Origin of the sequence: Achromobacter sp. ACM03 (assembly GCF_014851665.1) — a bacterium.
GTDB classification, from domain to species: Bacteria; Pseudomonadota; Gammaproteobacteria; order Burkholderiales; family Burkholderiaceae_B; genus Achromobacter; species Achromobacter aegrifaciens.
Map to the genome: position 1 here is coordinate 261,264 of NZ_JACVAD010000001.1, position 19,361 is coordinate 280,624.

The following is a 19,361-nucleotide window of genomic DNA, read 5'->3' on the forward strand; positions in this document are numbered from 1 at the left end:
GAATTGACCGACAGGTGTTGTCGGCCAGTCCTAAATTTTTCAGTCTGTTTCCGGCTTCCGTTTATTTCATGAAAGCGGGAGTATTCTTCGCTTGCCCGACGTCGCCCAGGCGCTCCATCAGGAATTCGATGAAGATCCGGGTCTTGGCGGGCAGCAGCCGTGTCTCCGTCACCGCGTAGACCGGGAACGGACCCAGTTGCCAGTCGGGCAGCACTCGCTGCAAGTGGCCGGACTGCTGTTCGGCCAACTGGTCGCCCAACAGCACCACGATGCCCGCGCCCAGCAGGGCCAGGCGCCGGGCCATGGCGACGCCGTTGACGGAAAAGCGGTTGCCGGGCGTGAATTCGATGTGCTGCTGGCCGTCGGTCAGGGGCCAGCGGGTCACCTGCCCGGCGCCCTTGGCGCGGAACTCTATGCACTCGTGGCGGGTCAAGTCGCTGGGATGCCGCGGTTCGCCGTGCTTCTCCAGGTATTCGCGCGAGGCGTACAACTGGGCCGGCAGCATGCCCAAGAGCCTCGCAATCTGTGACGAATCGGGCAGTTCGCCGATTTCGATCGAAACATCGCAGGTCTGGAACACGCGCTGCGCGTGGTCCGGGTTGGCCAGGTCCAGGAAAAACGTGACGTCGGGGTAGCGGCGGGAAAACTCCATGAACGATTCAGCCAGGAAGTCCGTGCCGAAATCCGCGGGCATGTTCACCCGCAGCGGCCCGGCCGGCGTATCGACCAGCTTCTGCAGTTCCTCATGGGCGATCTGCGCCTCGGCCACGATGCGCTGGCAGCGGTCGAAGTACAGCCGGCCCGCGTCGGTCAGTTCGACCTTGCGGGTGGTGCGGCTGAGCAGCCGCAAGCCGACGGAGCGCTCCAGCTCGGCCACCTGGCGGGACAGTGTCGATTTCGGCACGCCGAGCATCGCCGCCGCGCGGCTGAAGCTGCGTGTTTTGGCGACTTCGACGAATAGTTCCATGCCTTGCAAGCGTTTCATGGCGGAATTTTGTCATATTCAACGGTAAAGCCATTGTCCCATAAATGGAATGATGTTTTCTCAACATGCCTCTTTGTTTCTGGGGCGGGATAACGCAGAATGCGAGTTCTGCAATGCAGCAATGCGACAAAGCCCAGCCTGCGTGTTCGAGGCAAATCCACCCAATCGATGCGCACGGAACGCTCATTACGCGATCCGGGGCGGGCTTTTTTTTTGTTGAAATCGGGAATGCAATCTATGGATAAGAAAAGCGCTATGTGGCGCAGCGCGGCAGTCGTCACGCTGACGGCATCGGCCCTCACGCTGGCCGCTTGCGGCAAGAAGCAAGACGCTCCCCAGGCGGGCAAGCCCCAGGTAACGGTCGTGACGCTTGCCACGCAGCCGGTTTCGCTGACCACCGAACTGCCTGGCCGCACCTCGCCGTTCCGCGTGGCCGAAGTGCGTCCCCAGGTCAATGGCATCGTCCAGAAGCGCCTCTTTACCGAAGGCGGCGAGGTCAAGGCGGGCCAGCAGCTCTACCAGATCGATCCCGCCCTCTACCAGGCCAGCCTGGACAGCCAGAAGGCCGCCTTGGCGCGCGCCCAGGCGCAGCAGAAGACGGCCGCGTTGCTGGCCGAACGTTACAAGCCGCTGGTCGCCACTCGCGCCGTCAGCCAGCAGACCTACGACAACGCCGTCGCCTCGCGCGATCAGGCCGCCGCCGACGTGCTGTCGGCCAAGGCGGCGCTGGACACGGCCCGCATCAACCTGGTCTACACCAAGGTGCTGTCGCCTATCGACGGCATCATCGGCCGTTCGGCGGTGACCGAAGGCGCGCTGGTCACGGCCAACCAGACCACGGCCCTGGCCGCGGTGCAGCAGATCGATCCCATCTACGTCGACGTGACCCAATCCAGCGTCCAGCTGCTGCGCCTGCAGAACGCGCTGGCCAGCGGCCTGCTGAAAAAGGCCGATGGCGAGCAGGCCGCGCTGGTGACGCTGACCCTGGAAGACGGCTCGCAGTACAGCCAGCCGGGCAAGCTGCAGTTCTCCGAAGTCACGGTGGACCAGGGCACCGGTTCGGTCACCTTGCGCGCGGTGTTCCCCAATCCGGAACGCCGCCTGCTGCCGGGCATGTTCGTGCGCGCCCGCCTGGCCGACGGCGTCGCCGCCGACGGCCTGCTGGTGCCGCAGCGCGGCGTGACGCGCAACCAGCGCGGCATCCCGACGGCGCTGGTGGTCAACGCCAAGAACCAGGTCGAATTGCGCGAACTGAAGACCGACCGCGCTATCGGCGACAAGTGGCTGGTCACCGACGGCCTGGCCGCCGGCGACAAGGTCATCGTGGAAGGTCTGCAGATGGTGCGTCCGGGGGCTGAAGTCGTCGCCACCGAAGCCAGCGCCGCGCAACCGGCGCAGCAGCCGCAAGCAGCCGCCGCGGCGGCCAAGCAGTAGTAGTCAGGAGCCTTGCATGGCAAAGTTTTTTATCGATAGACCGGTCTTCGCATGGGTGATCGCGATCGTGCTGATGATGGCCGGCGCGCTGTCCATCCTGAAACTGCCGGTTTCCCAATACCCCAACATCGCGCCGCCAGCCATCGGCATCGCGGTGACCTACCCGGGCGCGTCCGCGCAGACCGTGCAGGACACCGTGGTGCAGGTGATCGAGCAGCAGATGAACGGCCTGGACGGCCTGCAGTACATCTCCTCGGAAAGCAACTCCGACGGCAGCATGTCCATCACCCTGACCTTCACGCAGGGCACCAACCCTGATACCGCGCAGGTCCAGGTGCAGAACAAGCTGTCGCTGGCGCAGCCGCTCCTGCCGCAGGAAGTGCAGCAGCAGGGCATCCGCGTCACCAAGGCCACCAAGAACTTCCTGATCGTGGCGGGCTTCGTGTCCACCGACGGCTCGATGACCAAGGACGACCTGGCCGACTACGTCGCCTCGTATGTCCAGGATCCCATCAGCCGCACGCAGGGCGTGGGCGACTTCCAGCTGTTCGGCTCGCAGTACGCGATGCGCATCTGGCTGGATCCCGCCAAGCTCGTCAACTACGGCTTGACCACGGTCGACGTCGTGGCGGCGATCAAGGAACAGAACGTGCAGGTGTCGTCCGGCCAGCTGGGCGGCCTGCCGTCCGTGCGCGGCCAGCAACTGAACGCGACCATCATCGGGCCTTCGCGCCTGGAAAAGGCGGAAGACTTCGGCCGCATCCTGCTCAAGGTCAACGCCGACGGTTCGCAAGTGCGCCTGGGCGACGTGTCCAGCATCGAGCTGGGCGGCCAGACCTACGCCATCGACAGCTTCTACAACGGCAAGCCGGCCTCGGGCCTGGCGGTCAAGCTGGCGCCGGGCGCCAACGCGCTGGATACGGCCCAGGCGGTGCGCGACACCATCAACAACCTGAAGCCTTACTTCCCGCCGGGCATGGACGTCGTCTATCCGTACGACACCACGCCGTTCGTCAGCCTGTCGATCCATGAGGTGTTCAAGACGCTGATCGAGGCCATCATCCTGGTCTTCCTGGTGATGTACCTGTTCCTGCAGAACTTCCGCGCCACCATCATCCCGACGCTGGCAGTGCCGGTGGTGCTGCTGGGCACGTTCGGCGTGCTGGCGGCGTTCGGCTACTCCATCAACACGCTGACCATGTTCGGCATGGTGCTGGCCATCGGCCTCTTGGTGGACGATGCCATCGTGGTGGTGGAAAACGTCGAGCGCGTGATGGCCGAAGAGGGCTTGTCGCCCAAGCAGGCCACCCGCAAGTCCATGTCGCAGATCACCGGCGCCCTGATCGGCATCGCCATGGTGCTGGCGGCCGTGTTCATTCCCATGGCCTTCTTCGGCGGGTCCACGGGCGTGATCTACCGCCAGTTCTCCATCACCATCGTGTCCTCCATGGTGCTGTCGGTGATCGTGGCCATCGTGTTCACGCCGGCCTTGTGCGCAACCTTGCTCAAGCCCATCCCCAAGGGCCATCATGGCTCGAAGAAGGGCTTTTTCGGCTGGTTCAACCGCACGTTCGAGCGCAGCAGCAACGGCTACGCCAATACCGTCGCGCGCGGCTTGAACCGCAGCAAGCGTCTGATGGTGATCTACCTGGCGCTGGTCCTCGCCATGGGCTGGATGTTCACGCGCATTCCGACCGCGTTCCTGCCGGATGAGGACCAGGGCATTCTGTTCGCCCAGATCCAGACGCCTGCTGGCGCCACGGCGGAAGCCACCAAGGCCGTCATCGACGACGCCACCAAGTACTTGCTGAACGAGGAAAAGGACGCCGTCACCTCGGTGTTCGCGGTCAATGGCTTCAACTTCGGCGGCCGCGGCCAGAACGCGTCCATCCTGTTCATCAAGCTGCGCGACTGGGAAGAACGCGGCGACGCCCGCCTGAAGGCCGGCGCCGTGGCGGCACGGGCCAACGCGCACTTCCGCAAGACCGAGCGCCGCGGGCAGTTGTTCGTGGTGCCGCCGCCGTCCGTGATGGAACTGGGCAACGTCACCGGTTTCGACTTCCAGTTGATGGACCGCGCAGGCGTGGGCCACGAGAAGCTGCTTGCCGCGCGCAACCAGTTGCTGGGCGAAGCCGCCAAGAGTCCGGTCCTGCAGGGCGTGCGCCCCAACGGCATCGAAGACGCGCCGCAGTACCAGCTGGACATCGACCGCGAGAAGGCGCGCGCCCTGGGCGTGGCGGTCTCGGACATCAACAGCACGCTGGCCACGGCCTGGGGTTCGTCGTACGTCAACGACTTCATCGACCGCGGCCGCGTGAAGAAGGTGTTCGCGCAGGGCGAGGCGTCGTCGCGCATGCTGCCGGAAGACCTGGACAAATGGTACGTGCGCAACAAGGCGGGCGACATGGTGCCGTTCTCGGCGTTCGCCAAGGCCACCTGGAGCTACGGTCCGCAAAAGCTGAACCGCTACAACGGCGTGCCGTCGTACAACATCCAGGGCCAGGCGGCGCCGGGCTACAGCTCGGGCGCGGCGATGGAAGAAATGGAACGCCTGGCGGGCAAGCTGCCGGTGGGCGTGGGCTTTGAATGGACCGGCCTGTCGTTCGAAGAACGCCTGTCCGGCGCCCAGGCGCCCGCGCTATACGCGATTTCGTTGATCGTGGTGTTCCTGTGCCTGGCGGCGCTGTACGAAAGCTGGACCATCCCGTCGGCGGTGATGCTGGTGGTGCCGTTGGGCATCATCGGGGCCTTGCTCGCCACCATGCTGCGGGGCCTGTCCAACGACGTGTACTTCCAGGTGGGCTTGCTCACAACCATCGGCCTGGCGGCCAAGAACGCGATCCTGATCGTGGAGTTCGCCAAAGAGCACTACGAGCAGGGCGCCAGCCTGACGGAATCGGCCATCCACGCCGCGCGGCAGCGCCTGCGTCCCATCCTGATGACGTCGCTGGCGTTCATCCTGGGCGTGACGCCGCTGGCGATCTCGTCGGGGGCGGGTTCGGGCAGCCAGAACGCCATCGGCACGGGCGTGATCGGCGGCATGCTGACCGGCACCTTCCTGGCCATCTTCTTTGTTCCGGCCTTCTTCGTGATCATGCTGCGCGTCTTCAAGGTCAAGCGCATGAGCGAAAACGTCGACGAGCACGACACCAGCGCCAATGGCACGCAGGGCGTCTCGACGGAGGGCCAACCGCAATGACATTCCCGATGAGAACCTTGCTGTCTGTTTCCCTGGCGGCGGCCCTGGCGGGCTGCTCGCTGGCCCCCACCTACGAACGGCCGGACGCGCCGGTCGACGCGGCCTATCCCACGGGTCCGTCCTACCAGGCGGCCCAGCCGGCCGACGCGGGCGGCCTGATGACGGCCGACATCGGCTGGCGCGATTTCTTCGGCTCGGACCCGCTGCTGCAACAGCTGATCGAGCAGTCGCTGGCCAACAACCGCGACCTGCGCGTGGCGGCCCTGAACGTCGAGGCGGCGCGCGCCCAGTACCGCATCCAGCGCGCCGACCTGATGCCCAGCATCGGCATCGCCGGCCAGGAAACGGCCCAGCGTTCGCCGGCCGATCTGTCGCCCAGCGGCCGCGCCACCACCAGCCACAGCTACCAGGTCGGCGCCGCCATGTCGGCCTGGGAGCTGGATCTGTTCGGCCGCATCCGCAGCCTGAGCGACAAAGCGCTGGAATCCTATCTGGCGCTGGACGAAACCCGCACGGCGACCCAGCTGACGCTGATCGCCGAAGTGGCCAACGCCTACCTGACCCTGCGCGCCGACCAGGAACTCGTCGGCCTGACGCGCGACACGCTCAAGAGCCAGCAGGATTCCTTCAAGCTCACGCAGCAGAGCTACGACCAGGGCTTGTCCACGGCGCTGGACCTGAGCCAGGCGGAAGTGTCGCTGCGCACCGCCGAGCGCAACCTGTCGCAATACACGCGCCAGGCCGCGCAGGACCGCAATGCGCTGGTCCTGCTGGTGGGCCAGCCGCTGTCGTCCGAGCTGACGGCGGCGCTGGAGAACGCGGTCAAGCTAGACGATGCCATGCTGCCGACCACCTTGCCCGCCGGCCTGCCGTCGGACCTGCTGGCCCGCCGCCCGGACATCCGCGCGGCCGAGCACCAATTGAAGGGCGCCAACGCCAATATCGGCGCGGCGCGCGCCGCCTTCTTCCCGACCATCAGCCTGACGGGCTCGGCCGGTACCGCCAGCGCCAGCCTGGGCGGGCTGTTCGAAGGCGGCTCGGGCGCCTGGAGCTTCGTGCCCCAGATCACCGTGCCGATCTTCGCGGGCGGCTCGCTGCTTGCCGGCCTGGATCTGGCCAAGGTGCAGAAGAACATCCAGGTCGCGCAGTACGAGAAGTCGATCCAGACGGGTTTCCGCGAAGTGGCGGACGCCCTGGCCGGGCGCGGGACCCTGGACGAACAGATCCAGGCGCAGCGGCTCCTGGTGGCCGCCAACCAGCGCGCCTACGACGCCTCGGATCAGCGTTTCCGCCAAGGCATCGACGACTACCTGAGCGTGCTGGATTCGCAGCGCTCCCTGTACAGCGCGCAGCAGGCCCTGGTGGACACGCGCCGAGCCAGGCTGTCCAACCTGGTCACGCTGTACAAGGTGCTGGGCGGCGGCTGGACCGAACGCACGGTGACCGCGCAGGCCCAGCAGCAATAAGGGCAGGCCGAAAAAAAACGGGCCGATCGAAAGATCGGCCCGTTTTCATTTCAGGTCCAGCAGAACGTCAGGCGCGTTTCTTGGCGATCAGGCCCACCACGAACAGCACGACGATCGCGCCGACGACCGATCCGATCCACCCGGCGGGTTCGCCCGGCGCGTACCAGCCCAGCGATTGGCCCAGGAATCCGGCGACGACCGAACCGACGATACCCAGGATGGTGGTCATGATGATCCCCATGTTCTGGTCTCCGGGCATGATGGCGCGGGCGATCAGGCCCACGACGAACCCGACGATGATCATGATGATTATGCTCATGCGCGTACTCCTTGCTGGAAGTAAAAGGGGGCAGTGTGGCTAGATGATACTCACGCCCCGCGCGTAGCGGCTGTAACAACTGGTGTATGGGGCGCACGGGCAACATTGCGCCCCGCCGGCGCTCAGGAAGTCAGGTCGATCAACTGGCGCACGTCCTTGGTCATGGCCTCGATGCTGTCCGTGTCCGATGCCAGCAAGCGGGCCTTGCCGTCCTTGTCGAATATATACACGCCGCGGCTGTGCGTGACCTCGTACATATTGGCGTCGTCGCCCGGGCGCGGCTTCTCTATCTGGTAGGCCACGCGATAGCGGCGCGCCAGGTCGGCAATCTGCTTTTCATCGCCGGTCACGCCGATGGCGTTGTTGTTGAAGGCATTGACGTAGGCCTGCAGGATGTCCGGCGTGTCGCGGTGCGGGTCCACGCTGACGAACAGGATCCGTACATCGCGGGCCTTGTCGCCCAGGTTCTGCAGCACGGCCGTCAACTGCGCCATGGTGGTCGGGCAGATGTCGGGGCAACTGGCATAGCCGAAGAACAGCAGCACCGTCTTGCCTTTCAGGTCGTCGCTGCTGACCATCTTGCCGCCTGCGCCGGGCAGCGAGAACTTCAGGTCGGGCAGGTGTCCCTTCACGTTGTACAGGGTCCAATCGACGTTCCTGTCGCCGCAGGCAGCGAGAAACACGCACAGGGTCAGCAGCAGGCTGCGCAGGGCGCGGCCGGAAATGAGGTGTCGCATGAGTCCAAGGGCCGGTAGAGGGTAAACCTTTTGATTCTACCCGCAAGGCGCGGGCAGGGCAGGGTGCGGGGGCGGGCGGACCTGGGGCCGGCTTGTCCTGGCGCAAGCCGCGGGGCCGGGACCGGCCGTCCGACTTGTAAAGCTTTGTCTGGTTATTGTTTGGAAGTGGCGAATTCGCCAGACCGGATGCCATGGCTGCCGCTACATTCAGGACCGTGTCAGATTTCAGAATCCAGAGGCGCCACATATGGACATGCCGGTCAGGAATTCCCTGGGCTACCCCTACTATCCCTACTACCCCGTCGTGCTCGACATCCTGCGCAGCCGCCTGGCGGATTCGGTGCTGGACGCGCCCTGCGGCACGGGCTGGCTGGGCGACATGCTGCCCGCCGCCAGCGGCCGGCAGGTCGATATCGACGGCGTGGGCCTGTGGGAGTTTCCGCAGGCCGGCGGCTACCGCCGCGTGACGGAGCACGACCTGGAAACGCCGTTGACGGTTGCCGAACCCTATGACGCCGTGGTCTGCTGCGAGGCGATCCATCTGCTGACCAACCCCGGCGTGCTGATGCAGAGCCTTTACCGCGCGCTGCGCCCGGGCGGCACCCTGATCGTCACCACGCCCAACACCTGGTATTTCCGTTCGCGCCTGCAGTTCCTGCTGCGCGGCTTCCATTCGGGGTTCCGGCCCATGGTGGGACGGCAGCGCGGCGAGGATTACGTCACGTACTTCCCCTGGAGCTTTCCGCAGCTGCACCTGCTGTTCCAGCACTACGGTTTCAGGGACATCAGCTTGCACGATGTGGACGAGATCAAGCCCAAGCGCATGGTGGAGCATGTACTGGCCGTGCCGTCGCGCCTGTATTACGGCCGCCGGCTCAAACAGGCGCAGGACGAGGAAAGCCGCCGCTATTGGAAGCAGGCCGGCTCCGACCAGTCCGTGCATGGACGCTGGCTGGTGATGTCGGCGCGCCGGCCAGTCGACGACGCCGCCGCAACATAGCAAACGGCCCGCCAGGGCGGGCCGTCGGGTAGCGACCGGGAAGCGGACGCTCAGGCAGGCGTCATGCCGCTATGGCGCAGCAGGGCGTCGATGCGAGGCGCACGTCCGCGGAAGGCGGCGAAGGACTCGGCCGCCGGGCGCGAACCGCCTACTGCTAGCACTTCGCGCCGGAAGCGTGCGCCCGTTTCGGGATCCAGCGTGCCCAGCGCGTTGCCGGCCTGGCGTGTAGCCGCCTCTTCGAAGGCTTCGTAGGCGTCGGCCGACAGCACCTCTGCCCACTTGTAGCTGTAATAGCCCGCGCCGTAGCCGCCCGCGAACAGGTGCGAGAAGGCATGCGGCAGGCGGTGCCAGGCCGGCGGGAACAGCACGGCCACTTCCTGGCGCACTTCCTGCAGCAGTGCCAGCACTTCGGCAATCGACGCGCCCTGGGCGCGGTCATGCATCAGCATGTCGAACAGCGCGAACTCGATCTGGCGCACGGTCTGCATGCCGCTCTGGTAGTTGCGGGCGGCGACCAGGCGGTCGTAGAGCGCGCGCGGCAGGGGCTCGCCCGTGTCCACATGGGCGGACAGCTTCTGCACCACCGCCCATTCCCAGCAGAAGTTCTCCATGAACTGCGAGGGCAGCTCGATGGCGTCCCATTCCACGCTGGCGAAGGCCGCCGCGCCGGGCTCGTCCACTTCGGACAGCAGGGCATGCAGCGCATGGCCGGTTTCATGGAACAGCGTGATGACGTCGTCGTGCGTCAGGACGGCGGGCTTGTCGCCGTTGGGGCGCGAGAAATTGCAGGTCAGGTAGGCGATGGGCGTCTGCACCTTGCCAGCCACGACGCGGCGCGTGCGTTCGCTGTCGACCCAGGCGCCGCTTTGCTTGCCGGCGCGGGCGTACAGGTCCAGATACAGATAACCGATGAGTTCGCCCTTGGGGCTTTCCACGCGCACGCCGCGCACGTCGCCATGCCAGGACGAGACGGGCGTTTCAGCCAGGCGCACATCGAACAGGGTCTCGATGACCTCGAACAGGCCCGACAGCACGCGCGGCTCGGTGAAATACTGCTTCACCTCGTCTTCGGAGTAGGCGTAGCGCGATTCGCGCAGGCGCTCGGAAGCGTAGGCCACGTCCCAGGGCTGCAGGTCGTCCAGGCCCAGTTCGCCGGTGGCGTAGGCTTTCAGTTCAGCCAGGTCGCGCTGGGCGTAGGGCTTGGCGCGCGCGGCCAGATCGCGCAGGAACACGGTGACTTCCTGCGCGTCGCGGGCCATGCGGGTCTGCAGGCGCAGCGCGGCGAAGGTGCCCAGGCCGAGCAGGCCGGCTTCCTCGGCGCGCAAGGACAGCAGCTCTTCGATGAGCGGCGAATTGTCGAATTTGCCGTCGCCGTGTTCCGACGCCACGGTGCCGTAGCCGCGGTACAGCGCCTCGCGCAGCGTACGGTCCTGGGAGTACTGCATCACCGGCAGGTAGCACGGCATCTTCAGCGTCAGCTTCCAGCCCGGCTTGCCGTCTTCCTCGGCCGCGGCGCGGGCCGCGGCCTGTACGTCGGCCGGAATGCCGGCCAGGCGGGCTTCGTCCTCGACCAGCAGCGCCCAGGCGTCGATCGAGTCCAGCACGTTTTCAGAGAACTTCTGCGAGGCCTGGGCCTCGCGGTCGGAAATGGCGGCGTAGCGTTCGCGGTCTGCGCCTTGCAGCTCCACGCCGCTCAGGCGGAAGTCGCGCAGGGCCATTTCCACGATGCGGCGGCGCACTGGCGTCCAGGACGCGAAATCGGGGGCGGCGGCCAGGCGCTGGTACTGCTTGTACAGGCCTTCGTGCAGGCCGACCCAGGTGGAGAATTCGGTCACGAGGGGCAGGGCGGCGTTGTAGGCTTCGCGCAGTTCCGGGGTGTTGACCACGGCGTTCAGGTGGCCGGCGACCGACCAGGCGCGCCACAGGCGCTCCGAGGCCGTGTCCAGCGGCTCAACCACGGCTTCCCAGGTGGGCGCCAGCGCGGGATCGGCGGCGCGGTCCACGGCCTGGCGGGCGATGCCCAGCAGTTCCTCGACCGCGGGCACGATGTGTCCGGGCTTGACGGCCGCGTAGTCGACGAGGTCGGAGACAGGGGCGAGCAGGGGGTTCTGGGTCATGGTGTTACAGGCTGGGAAGAGGTGAGCAGCGCCACGAGGGGCGCCGGCAAGGGCATGAGAATCAGGTGAGGGCGATCTGCCCGAACGCAAGGGCAGATCGCAATCCCCGTCCCGCGGCCTGGCCGGCCGCGGGTACGCCGGCCGTCAGGCTGCGGCGCGTTCGGCCGCTTCGATGGTGTTGACCAGCAGCATGGCGATGGTCATGGGGCCCACGCCGCCCGGAACGGGCGTGATGGCGCCGGCCACTTCCTTGGCCGAGGCGAAGTCCACGTCGCCGCACAGCTTGCCGTCGGCGCCGCGGTTGATGCCCACGTCGATGACGACCGCGCCGGGCTTGATCATCGAACCGTCGATCATGCCGGGCTTGCCGGTGGCGACCACCAGCACGTCGGCGCGGCGGGTCTGGGCCGCCAGGTCGCGCGTCTTGGAATTGCAGATGGTGATGGTGGCGCCGGCCTGCAGCAGCAGCATCGCCATGGGCTTGCCGACGATGTTGCTGGCGCCCACGATCACGGCCTCGGCGCCGCGCAGCGTCACGCCTTCCGATTCCAGCATCTTCATCACGCCATAGGGCGTGCAGGGGCGGAACAGCGGCTGGCCGGTCATGAGCAGGCCGGCGTTGCTGATATGGAAGCCGTCCACGTCCTTCTCGGCCGCGATGGCCTCGATGACCTTGTGCGAGTCCATGTGCTTGGGCAGCGGCAACTGCACCAGGATGCCGTGGATGGTCGGGTCCTGGTTCAGGATGGCGATGCGGGCCAGCAGTTCGGCCTCGGTCATGTCCGCGGGGTACTGCTCCTTGACGGAATGCAGGCCGGCCTTTTCGCAGGCGGCTACCTTGTTGCGGACGTACACCTGGGAAGCGGGGTCTTCACCCACCAGCACCACGGCCAGGCCGGGGCGCGTGCCCTTGGCGGCCAGGGCCGCAACGCGTTGGGCAGCTTCTTCGCGAATGCGCGCCGACAGGGCCGCGCCGTCGATAATCCTTGCCGTCATGCCGTCGCCTCGGGTTTGGCCAAGGCCACTTTCATCAAATCAGCTACGGTGGTCACTTCAAGTTTTTCCATGATGTTGGCGCGGTGCGCCTCTACGGTCTTGATGCTGATGCCCAGGTCGTCGGCAATCTGCTTGTTCAAGCGGCCGGCGACGATGCGCTCCAGCACCTGCTGCTCGCGCGCGGTCAGGCGCGCCAGCATGGCTTCGTGGTCTTTCTGGGCCTGGTGCTTGCTCACGCGCTGCGTGGCCTGCTCCAGCATGCGCGCCACGATCTCGCGCAAATCGGATTCATTGAACGGCTTTTCCAGGAAGTCGACCGCGCCTTTCTTCATGGTGGACACGGCCATCGGTACGTCGCCGTGGCCGGTGATGAACACGATGGGCAGCGGCGCATTGCGGGCGATCAGCTGCTCCTGCAGTTCCAGGCCGCTCATGCCGGGCATGCGCACGTCGGCGATCAGCACGCCGATCTGGCTGGCGTCGTAGTCTTCCAGGAAGGACTCGCCGCTGGCGTAGGCGCGAACGCGATAGCCATTGGCCTCCAATAGCCAGCGCAGCGAATCGCGGACCGCTTCGTCGTCGTCAACAATGAAAACCGTGCTCGACAGGTGGGGCGTGTTCATGCGTGCAACTCCTCGGACTGATCGTTCTGGGCCTGCGACTGGGGTGCAGCGCAGGGCAGGGTAAAGCGGAAAATGGTGCCACCGGCGGGATTGGGATCCGCCCACAAGCGGCCGTGGTGCGATTCAATAATGGTACGGCAGATGTTCAGCCCCATGCCCAGGCCCTGGGTCTTGGTGCTGAAGAAGGGTTCGAACAGGCGTTCGGGTTCGGCCAGGCCGTGGCCGCGATCGACTACCGCGACCTCGATGTGCTGTTCATGCAGGATCACGGCGACCTTGAGTTCGTCGGATTCGCTTTTTTCCATGGCCTCCAGCCCGTTCTTCAGCAGGTTCAACAGCACCTGCTCGATCAGGATGGGGTCGGCCAGCACGTCCGGCGCGTTGGACGGCACGAAGCGGTCGATGCGGATACGGCGCTTGCGGGCGTCGATCTCGGCGAAACCGATGGCATTGTCCACGATCCGGCTGATGGCCACGCGCTGGCGGCGGGGCTCGCTGCGCTTCACGAATTCGCGGATGCGGCTGATGATCTTGCCGGCGCGCTCGGCTTGCGAGGCGGCCTTTTCCAGGGCCGGCAGCAGCATGTTGGGGCTGGTGTGGCCGGCCTTGACCAGGGCGACGGCGCCCATGCTGTAGTTGGCGATGGCGGTCAGCGGCTGGTTCAGTTCATGCGCCAGCGAAGACGCCATTTCGCCCATGGTGGTCAGGCGGCTGGTGAGCTGGATCTTTTCCTGCTGCACGCGCGAGGCTTCCTCGTGCACGCGGCGCTCGGTGATGTCGCGCGCCACCTGCATGCGCACGCGGCGGCCGTCGGTCCAGGCCAGCATGCGGTGGTGCACTTCGAACCAGCGCTGCACCGAGGGCGCGAAGACTTCCACGGATTCGTCGGTGAAGCGGCCGCGGCGGCCGGCCAGCAGCTCGTCGTGGCCGCCGGTCTGGGCGCCGAACACGCGGCGGTAGGTGCGGTTGGCGAACAGCAGTTCCAGGCCGTCGTGGGTGTCGGCGGTGACCGAGATGGCGTCGTCCAGGCCTTCCAGCACCGTCATGAAGCGCTCGTGCGCCGCGGTCAGGGCCTCGCGGATGCGCTTGGGCTCGGTGATGTCGGTCATGGAGGTCATCCAGCCGATCTGGTTGCCGTTGGGGTCCAGCAGTGGGGACACGTACATGCGCGCCGTGAAGCGCGAGCCGTCGCGGCGCTGCGCCTCGACCTCCAGGCCGCTGCTGGGCGTCTTGCCGGACATCAGCACGTCCAGGGTGTGCTGGTGCTGTTCATGGCGGCCCGGCACCCAATAAGGGAAGGGCGGGCTGCGGCCGATCAGGTCGGCCTCGTTCCAGCCGATCATGCGGCAGAAGGCCGGATTCACATAGGCGATGCGGCCTTCCATGTCCAGCACGCGCATGCCGGTGGACATGGAGTTCTCCATGGCGCGGCGGAATCCGGTTTCGGCGATCAGGGCGGCTTCGGCCGCCGAACGGAAACGGGTATAGCGCCACAGCATCAGCAGGCTGATGACGATCACACAGGACAGGGCCAGCACTACCCAGATCAGGCGCTGCTGGCGCATTTCCTGGTCGATGGTGACAAACATGACACTGTCGTCATGGATGCGCTGCAGCCAGAAAAACACCGCCATCACACAGATATAGAGGATCAGCACCATTGCTGGCGTGACCCAGTACACCCCGCGTCGGCGAGTGCGGGCGTGATCGTGGAACGGCGTAGGAATATTGGACTTGGGCGCGCTGGACATGGAATTCGGGCCGGATAGACCGCGCATTTTAGTGCGTGTTGGCAGGGATTTGCCGGGAATCGACTCGTCCTTTTGGAGTACCTAAGTAAAAGTATGACGCCAAAGCGTTCAGCTGGCTTTAAATTTTCCGCATTATGAAATGCCGTACCGCAACATGAAATTTTTCTTGCGACCGGTTAATCTTCTTTCTTAGAATGCCGGCTGATAGGGAACCGACCCAGTAGCAGGTCTCTAGAACAACCCGACCCCATGCCTTGCATGGTAGCCCGGATGATCCCGGCTACCATGCAATGTCCGCGAGTAGATAAGTAAGCGGGTGCGGTCACGAACATTCCAACAGGAGACACACGATGTCCTCTTACGCCCAGGCTGGCGCCGTACAGGCTGCCAACGACGAAGACACCCTTGAAACCCAGGAGTGGCTCGAAGCCCTGGCGGCTGTCCTTGATCGTGAAGGACCGCAGCGCGCCCACTATCTGCTCGAACGCCTGATCGACGAAGCCCGCCGTTCCGGCGCGCATATCCCGTTCTCGCCCAACACCGCCTACGTCAACACGATTCCCCCCGGCCTGGAGCCGGCGCACCCGGGCAACCTGGAGCTGGAATCGCGCATCCGTTCGTACGTGCGCTGGAACGCCATGGCCATGGTGGTCAAGGCCAACAAGCACAATCCGCCGGACGGCGGCGACCTGGGCGGCCACATCGCCTCCTTCGCCTCGCTAGCCACCATGATCGGCTGCGGCCAGAACCATTTCTGGCACGCCGAAGACGAAAACCACGGCGGCGACCTGGTCTACTTCCAGGGCCACACCTCCCCCGGCATGTACGGCCGCGCCTACCTCGAAGGCCGCCTGACCGAAGACCAGCTGAACCACTTCCGCCAGGAAGTGGACGGCAAGGGCCTGTCCTCGTACCCGCATCCCAAGCTGATGCCGGACTTCTGGCAGTTCCCGACGGTGTCGATGGGCCTGGGCCCGCTGATGGCCATCTACCAGGCCCGCTTCCTGAAGTACCTGCACGCCCGCGGCATCGCCGACACCAGCAAGCGCAAGGTCTGGGTGTTCTGCGGCGACGGCGAAATGGACGAACCCGAATCCCTGGGCGCCATCGCCTTGGCTGCCCGCGAAAAGCTGGACAACCTGATCTTCGTCATCAACTGCAACCTGCAGCGCCTGGACGGTCCGGTGCGCGGCAACGGCAAGATCATCCAGGAACTCGAAGGCGACTTCCGCGGTTCGGGCTGGAACGTGATCAAGCTGATCTGGGGTGGCTACTGGGATCCGCTGCTGGCGCACGACAAGGAAGGCATCCTGCGCAAGATCATGGAAGACACCGTCGACGGCGAGTACCAGGCGTACAAGGCCAACGACGGCAAGTTCGTGCGCGAACACTTCTTCGGCAAGCATCCGAAGCTGCTGGAAGCCGTGTCGCGCATGAGCGACGAAGACATCTGGCGCCTGAACCGCGGCGGCCATGACCCGCACAAGGTGTACGCCGCGTTCAACGCCGCCGCCACCCACGAGGGCCAGCCCACCGTCATCCTGGCCAAGACCATCAAGGGCTACGGCATGGGCCACGTCGGCCAGGCCAAGAACCCGACCCACCAGCAGAAGAAGCTGGAGCTGGACTCGATCCGCGAATTCCGCGACCGTTTCGGCATCCCGATCCCGGACGACCAACTGGCCGACCTGCCTTACTTCAAGCCGGCCGAAGACTCGCCCGAAATGAAGTACCTGCACGAGCGCCGCGCCGCGCTGGGCGGTTACCTGCCGCGCCGCCGCGCCAAGGCCGACGAGCAACTCAAGGCCCCGGCGCTGGAAGCCTTCAAGGCCGTGCTGGAACCCACCGCCGAAGGCCGTGAAATCTCCACCACCCAAGCCTTCGTGCGCATCCTGAACCAGGTGCTGCGCGACAAGGAACTGGGTCCGCGCGTCGTGCCGATCCTGGCCGACGAATCGCGCACCTTCGGCATGGAAGGCCTGTTCCGCCAGATCGGCATCTACGCGCCGGAAGGCCAGAAGTACACCCCGGTCGACAAGGACCAGGTCATGTACTACAAGGAAGCGGCCGACGGCCAGCTCCTGCAGGAAGGCATCAACGAAGCGGGCGCGATGAGCTCGTGGATTGCGGCGGCCACGTCGTACTCCTCGAACAACCGCATCATGATCCCGTTCTTCATCTACTACTCGATGTTCGGGTTCCAGCGCATCGGCGACCTGGCCTGGGCAGCCGGCGACATGCAGGCGCGCGGCTTCCTCCTGGGCGGCACCGCCGGGCGCACCACGCTCAACGGCGAAGGCCTGCAGCACGAAGACGGCCACAGCCACATCCTGGCGTCCACCATCCCGAACTGCGTCTCGTACGACCCGACCTTCGGCCACGAATTGGCCGTGATCATCCAGCATGGCTTGAAGCGCATGGTGGAAGACCAGGAAAACGTCTACTACTACCTGACGGTGATGAACGAAAACTACCCGCAGCCCGGTCTGACCCAGGGCGACGAGGAAGGCATCATCAAGGGCATGTACAAGCTCAAGTCGCACGGCAAGGGCAAGAACCGCGTGCAGCTGATGGGCTCGGGCACCATCCTGCGCGAAGTCATGGCCGCGCAAGAACTGCTGGAAGCCGACTGGGGCGTGGCTTCGGACCTCTGGAGCGTCACCAGCTTCACGGAACTGCGCCGCAACGGCCTGGACGCCGAACGCCACAACATGCTGCACCCCGACGAAAAGAAGCCGCAGGTGGCTTACGTCACGGAACAGCTGGCCAAGACGGAAGGCCCGATCATCGCGTCGACCGACTACATGAAGCTCTTCGCCGACCAGATCCGCCCGTTCGTGCCCAAGGGCCGCGAATACAAGGTGCTGGGCACCGACGGTTTCGGCCGCTCGGATTTCCGCTCGAAGCTGCGCGAGCACTTCGAAGTGGACCGCCACTTCGTCGTGGTCGCCGCGCTGCGCGCGCTGGCCGACGAAGGCAAGGTGCCGGTTGCCAAGGTGGCTGAAGCCATCAAGAAGTACGGCATCAATCCGAACAAAGCCAACCCGCAATACGCCTGAGGGTAAAGAGACATGAGCAACATCGTGCAAATCAAGGTTCCCGACATCGGCGACTTCAAGGAAGTGGAAGTCATCGAAGTGCTGGTGGCGGTGGGCGACACGATCAAGGCCGAACAAAGCCTGATCACCGTCGAATCCGACAAGGCCTCGATGGAGATCCCCGCGTCGCAAGGCGGCGTGGTGAAGTCGATCAGCGTGAAGGTTGGCGACAAGGTTGCCGAAGGCACGGTCGTGCTGGAAGTGGAAGCGTCGGGCGCGGGCGAGGCTGCGGCCCCCGCGGCTGCGCCGGCCAAGGAAGAGGCTCCCAAGGCCGAAGCCAAGGCTGCCGCGCAGCCGGCCGCTGCTGCCGCTGCCGCCGCACCGGCCGCCTCCAGCGGTCCGGTGAACATCGAAGTGCCCGACATCGGCGACTTCAAGGAAGTCGAAGTCATCGAAGTCATGGTCGCGGTGGGCGACACCATCAAGGCCGAGCAAAGCCTGATCACCGTCGAGTCCGACAAGGCCTCGATGGAAATCCCCGCCTCGCAAGGCGGCGTGGTCAAGGAAGTGAAGGTCAAGGTCGGCGACAAGGTTGCCAAGGGCTCGGTCGTGGTCGTGGTGGAGGGCGCCGCGCCCGCCGCCGCTGCCGCCGCAGCCCCGGCTCCGGCCGCCAAGGCAGAGGCCGCTGCCGCGCCCGCCGCCAAGGCCGAAGCGCCTGCGCCTGCCGCGCAGCGTCCGGCTCCGGCCGCCGCGCTCGAAGACGCCAACCTCAAGCCCGGCCAGCTGCCGCACGCGTCCCCCTCGGTGCGCAAGTTCGCGCGCGAACTGGGCGTCAACCTGAGCAAGGTCAAGGGCTCCGGTCCCAAGGACCGCATCACCGCCGACGACGTGCGCGGCTTCGTCAAGCAGGCGCTCGCAGCTGGTCCGGTGGCCGCTGCCGGCGGTTCGGCCGATGGCGCCGCGCTGGGCCTGTTGCCGTGGCCGAAGGTCGATTTCACCAAGTTCGGCCCGATCGAAGCCAAGCCGCTGTCGCGCATCAAGAAGATCTCCGGCGCGAACCTGCATCGCAATTGGGTCATGATCCCGCACGTCACCAACAACGACGAAGCGGACATCACCGACCTGGAAGCGCTGCGCGTCACGCTGAACAAGGAAAACGAGAAGTCGGGCATCAAGGTCACGATGCTGGCCTTCCTGATCAAGGCCGTGGTCGCGGCCCTGAAGAAGTTCCCCGAGTTCAACGCCTCGCTGGACGGCGACAACCTGGTGCTCAAGCAGTACTACCACATCGGCTTCGCCGCCGACACGCCCAACGGGCTGGTGGTGCCGGTGATCCGCGATGCCGACAAGAAGGGCATTCTGCAGATCGCCCAGGAAATGACCGACCTGTCCAAGAAGGCGCGTGACGGCAAGATCTCGCCCGCCGAAATGCAGGGCGGCTGCTTCTCGATCTCGTCCCTGGGCGGCATCGGCGGCACCTCGTTCACGCCCATCATCAACGCCCCTGAAGTGGCGATCCTGGGTGTGTCGCGCTCCTCGCACAAGCCCGTGTGGGACGGCAAGCAGTTCGTGCCGCGCCTGATCGTGCCGCTGTCGCTGTCGTACGACCACCGCGTCATCGACGGCGCCGCGGCCGCGCGCTTCAACGCCTATCTGGGCGCCTTGCTGGCCGACTTCCGCCGCATCGCGCTGTAAA

13 protein-coding genes are annotated in these 19,361 nt (G+C 65.6%); 6 read left to right on the plus strand and 7 right to left on the minus strand.

Features of this window, described 5'->3' with window-relative positions:
* Positions 1-61 precede the first annotated feature (61 nt).
* Complete coding sequence (locus tag IB257_RS01135) at positions 62-967, minus strand: LysR family transcriptional regulator (protein ID WP_192492138.1); 906 nt, start codon at positions 965-967, stop codon at positions 62-64.
* A gap of 255 nt (positions 968-1,222) precedes the next feature.
* Here IB257_RS01135 and IB257_RS01140 point away from each other — a divergent pair, with 255 nt between their 5' ends.
* Genes IB257_RS01140 through adeC form a run of 3 tightly spaced genes read left to right on the plus strand, consistent with a single transcriptional unit; the run spans position 1,223 to position 7,084 of the window.
* The gene (locus IB257_RS01140; RefSeq protein WP_054456636.1) at positions 1,223-2,419 is read left to right on the plus strand and encodes an efflux RND transporter periplasmic adaptor subunit; all 1,197 of its coding nucleotides are present in this window, start codon (positions 1,223-1,225) and stop codon (positions 2,417-2,419) included.
* Positions 2,420-2,435: 16 nt separating this feature from the next.
* The gene (locus IB257_RS01145; RefSeq protein ID WP_054456637.1) at positions 2,436-5,618 is read left to right on the plus strand and encodes an efflux RND transporter permease subunit; all 3,183 of its coding nucleotides are present in this window, start codon (positions 2,436-2,438) and stop codon (positions 5,616-5,618) included.
* Positions 5,615-7,084: an AdeC/AdeK/OprM family multidrug efflux complex outer membrane factor gene (gene adeC / locus IB257_RS01150; protein ID WP_304503452.1), complete on the plus strand. Its 1,470-nt coding sequence runs from the start codon at positions 5,615-5,617 to the stop codon at positions 7,082-7,084. The genes IB257_RS01145 and adeC overlap by 4 nt, the downstream gene beginning before the upstream one ends.
* A gap of 67 nt (positions 7,085-7,151) precedes the next feature.
* Here adeC and IB257_RS01155 read toward each other — a convergent pair whose 3' ends face one another.
* Both IB257_RS01155 and IB257_RS01160 read right to left on the minus strand, forming a co-directional pair.
* On the minus strand, positions 7,152-7,403 hold the full coding sequence (locus IB257_RS01155; protein WP_013393352.1) for a GlsB/YeaQ/YmgE family stress response membrane protein: 252 nt from the start codon (positions 7,401-7,403) through the stop codon (positions 7,152-7,154).
* 122 nt (positions 7,404-7,525) lie between these two features.
* Positions 7,526-8,140, minus strand: coding sequence for an SCO family protein (locus IB257_RS01160; protein ID WP_119449524.1), 615 nt, complete (start codon positions 8,138-8,140; stop codon positions 7,526-7,528).
* A gap of 247 nt (positions 8,141-8,387) precedes the next feature.
* Between IB257_RS01160 and IB257_RS01165 the strand changes: the two genes are divergently transcribed.
* Positions 8,388-9,140, plus strand: coding sequence for a bifunctional 2-polyprenyl-6-hydroxyphenol methylase/3-demethylubiquinol 3-O-methyltransferase UbiG (locus tag IB257_RS01165; protein ID WP_175213221.1), 753 nt, complete (start codon positions 8,388-8,390; stop codon positions 9,138-9,140).
* A 50-nt stretch (positions 9,141-9,190) separates the two neighbouring features.
* Here IB257_RS01165 and IB257_RS01170 read toward each other — a convergent pair whose 3' ends face one another.
* From IB257_RS01170 to IB257_RS01185, 4 genes are all read right to left on the minus strand, one after another.
* Complete coding sequence (locus IB257_RS01170; RefSeq protein ID WP_192491741.1) at positions 9,191-11,257, minus strand: M3 family metallopeptidase; 2,067 nt, start codon at positions 11,255-11,257, stop codon at positions 9,191-9,193.
* A 144-nt stretch (positions 11,258-11,401) separates the two neighbouring features.
* On the minus strand, positions 11,402-12,253 hold the full coding sequence (gene folD / locus IB257_RS01175; protein ID WP_042793255.1) for a bifunctional methylenetetrahydrofolate dehydrogenase/methenyltetrahydrofolate cyclohydrolase FolD: 852 nt from the start codon (positions 12,251-12,253) through the stop codon (positions 11,402-11,404).
* Positions 12,250-12,876, minus strand: coding sequence for a response regulator transcription factor (locus IB257_RS01180; protein ID WP_054456641.1), 627 nt, complete (start codon positions 12,874-12,876; stop codon positions 12,250-12,252). Before IB257_RS01180 ends, folD begins: the two co-directional genes overlap by 4 nt.
* The gene (locus IB257_RS01185; protein WP_013393358.1) at positions 12,873-14,627 is read right to left on the minus strand and encodes a PAS domain S-box protein; all 1,755 of its coding nucleotides are present in this window, start codon (positions 14,625-14,627) and stop codon (positions 12,873-12,875) included. Before IB257_RS01185 ends, IB257_RS01180 begins: the two co-directional genes overlap by 4 nt.
* Positions 14,628-14,977: 350 nt before the next feature.
* Between IB257_RS01185 and aceE the strand changes: the two genes are divergently transcribed.
* Positions 14,978-17,686, plus strand: a complete 2,709-nt coding sequence (gene aceE, locus IB257_RS01190; RefSeq protein ID WP_192491742.1) for a pyruvate dehydrogenase (acetyl-transferring), homodimeric type — start codon at positions 14,978-14,980, stop codon at positions 17,684-17,686.
* A 12-nt stretch (positions 17,687-17,698) separates the two neighbouring features.
* Positions 17,699-19,360, plus strand: a complete 1,662-nt coding sequence (gene aceF / locus IB257_RS01195; protein WP_192327422.1) for a dihydrolipoyllysine-residue acetyltransferase — start codon at positions 17,699-17,701, stop codon at positions 19,358-19,360.
* Position 19,361: the final 1 nt, after the last annotated feature.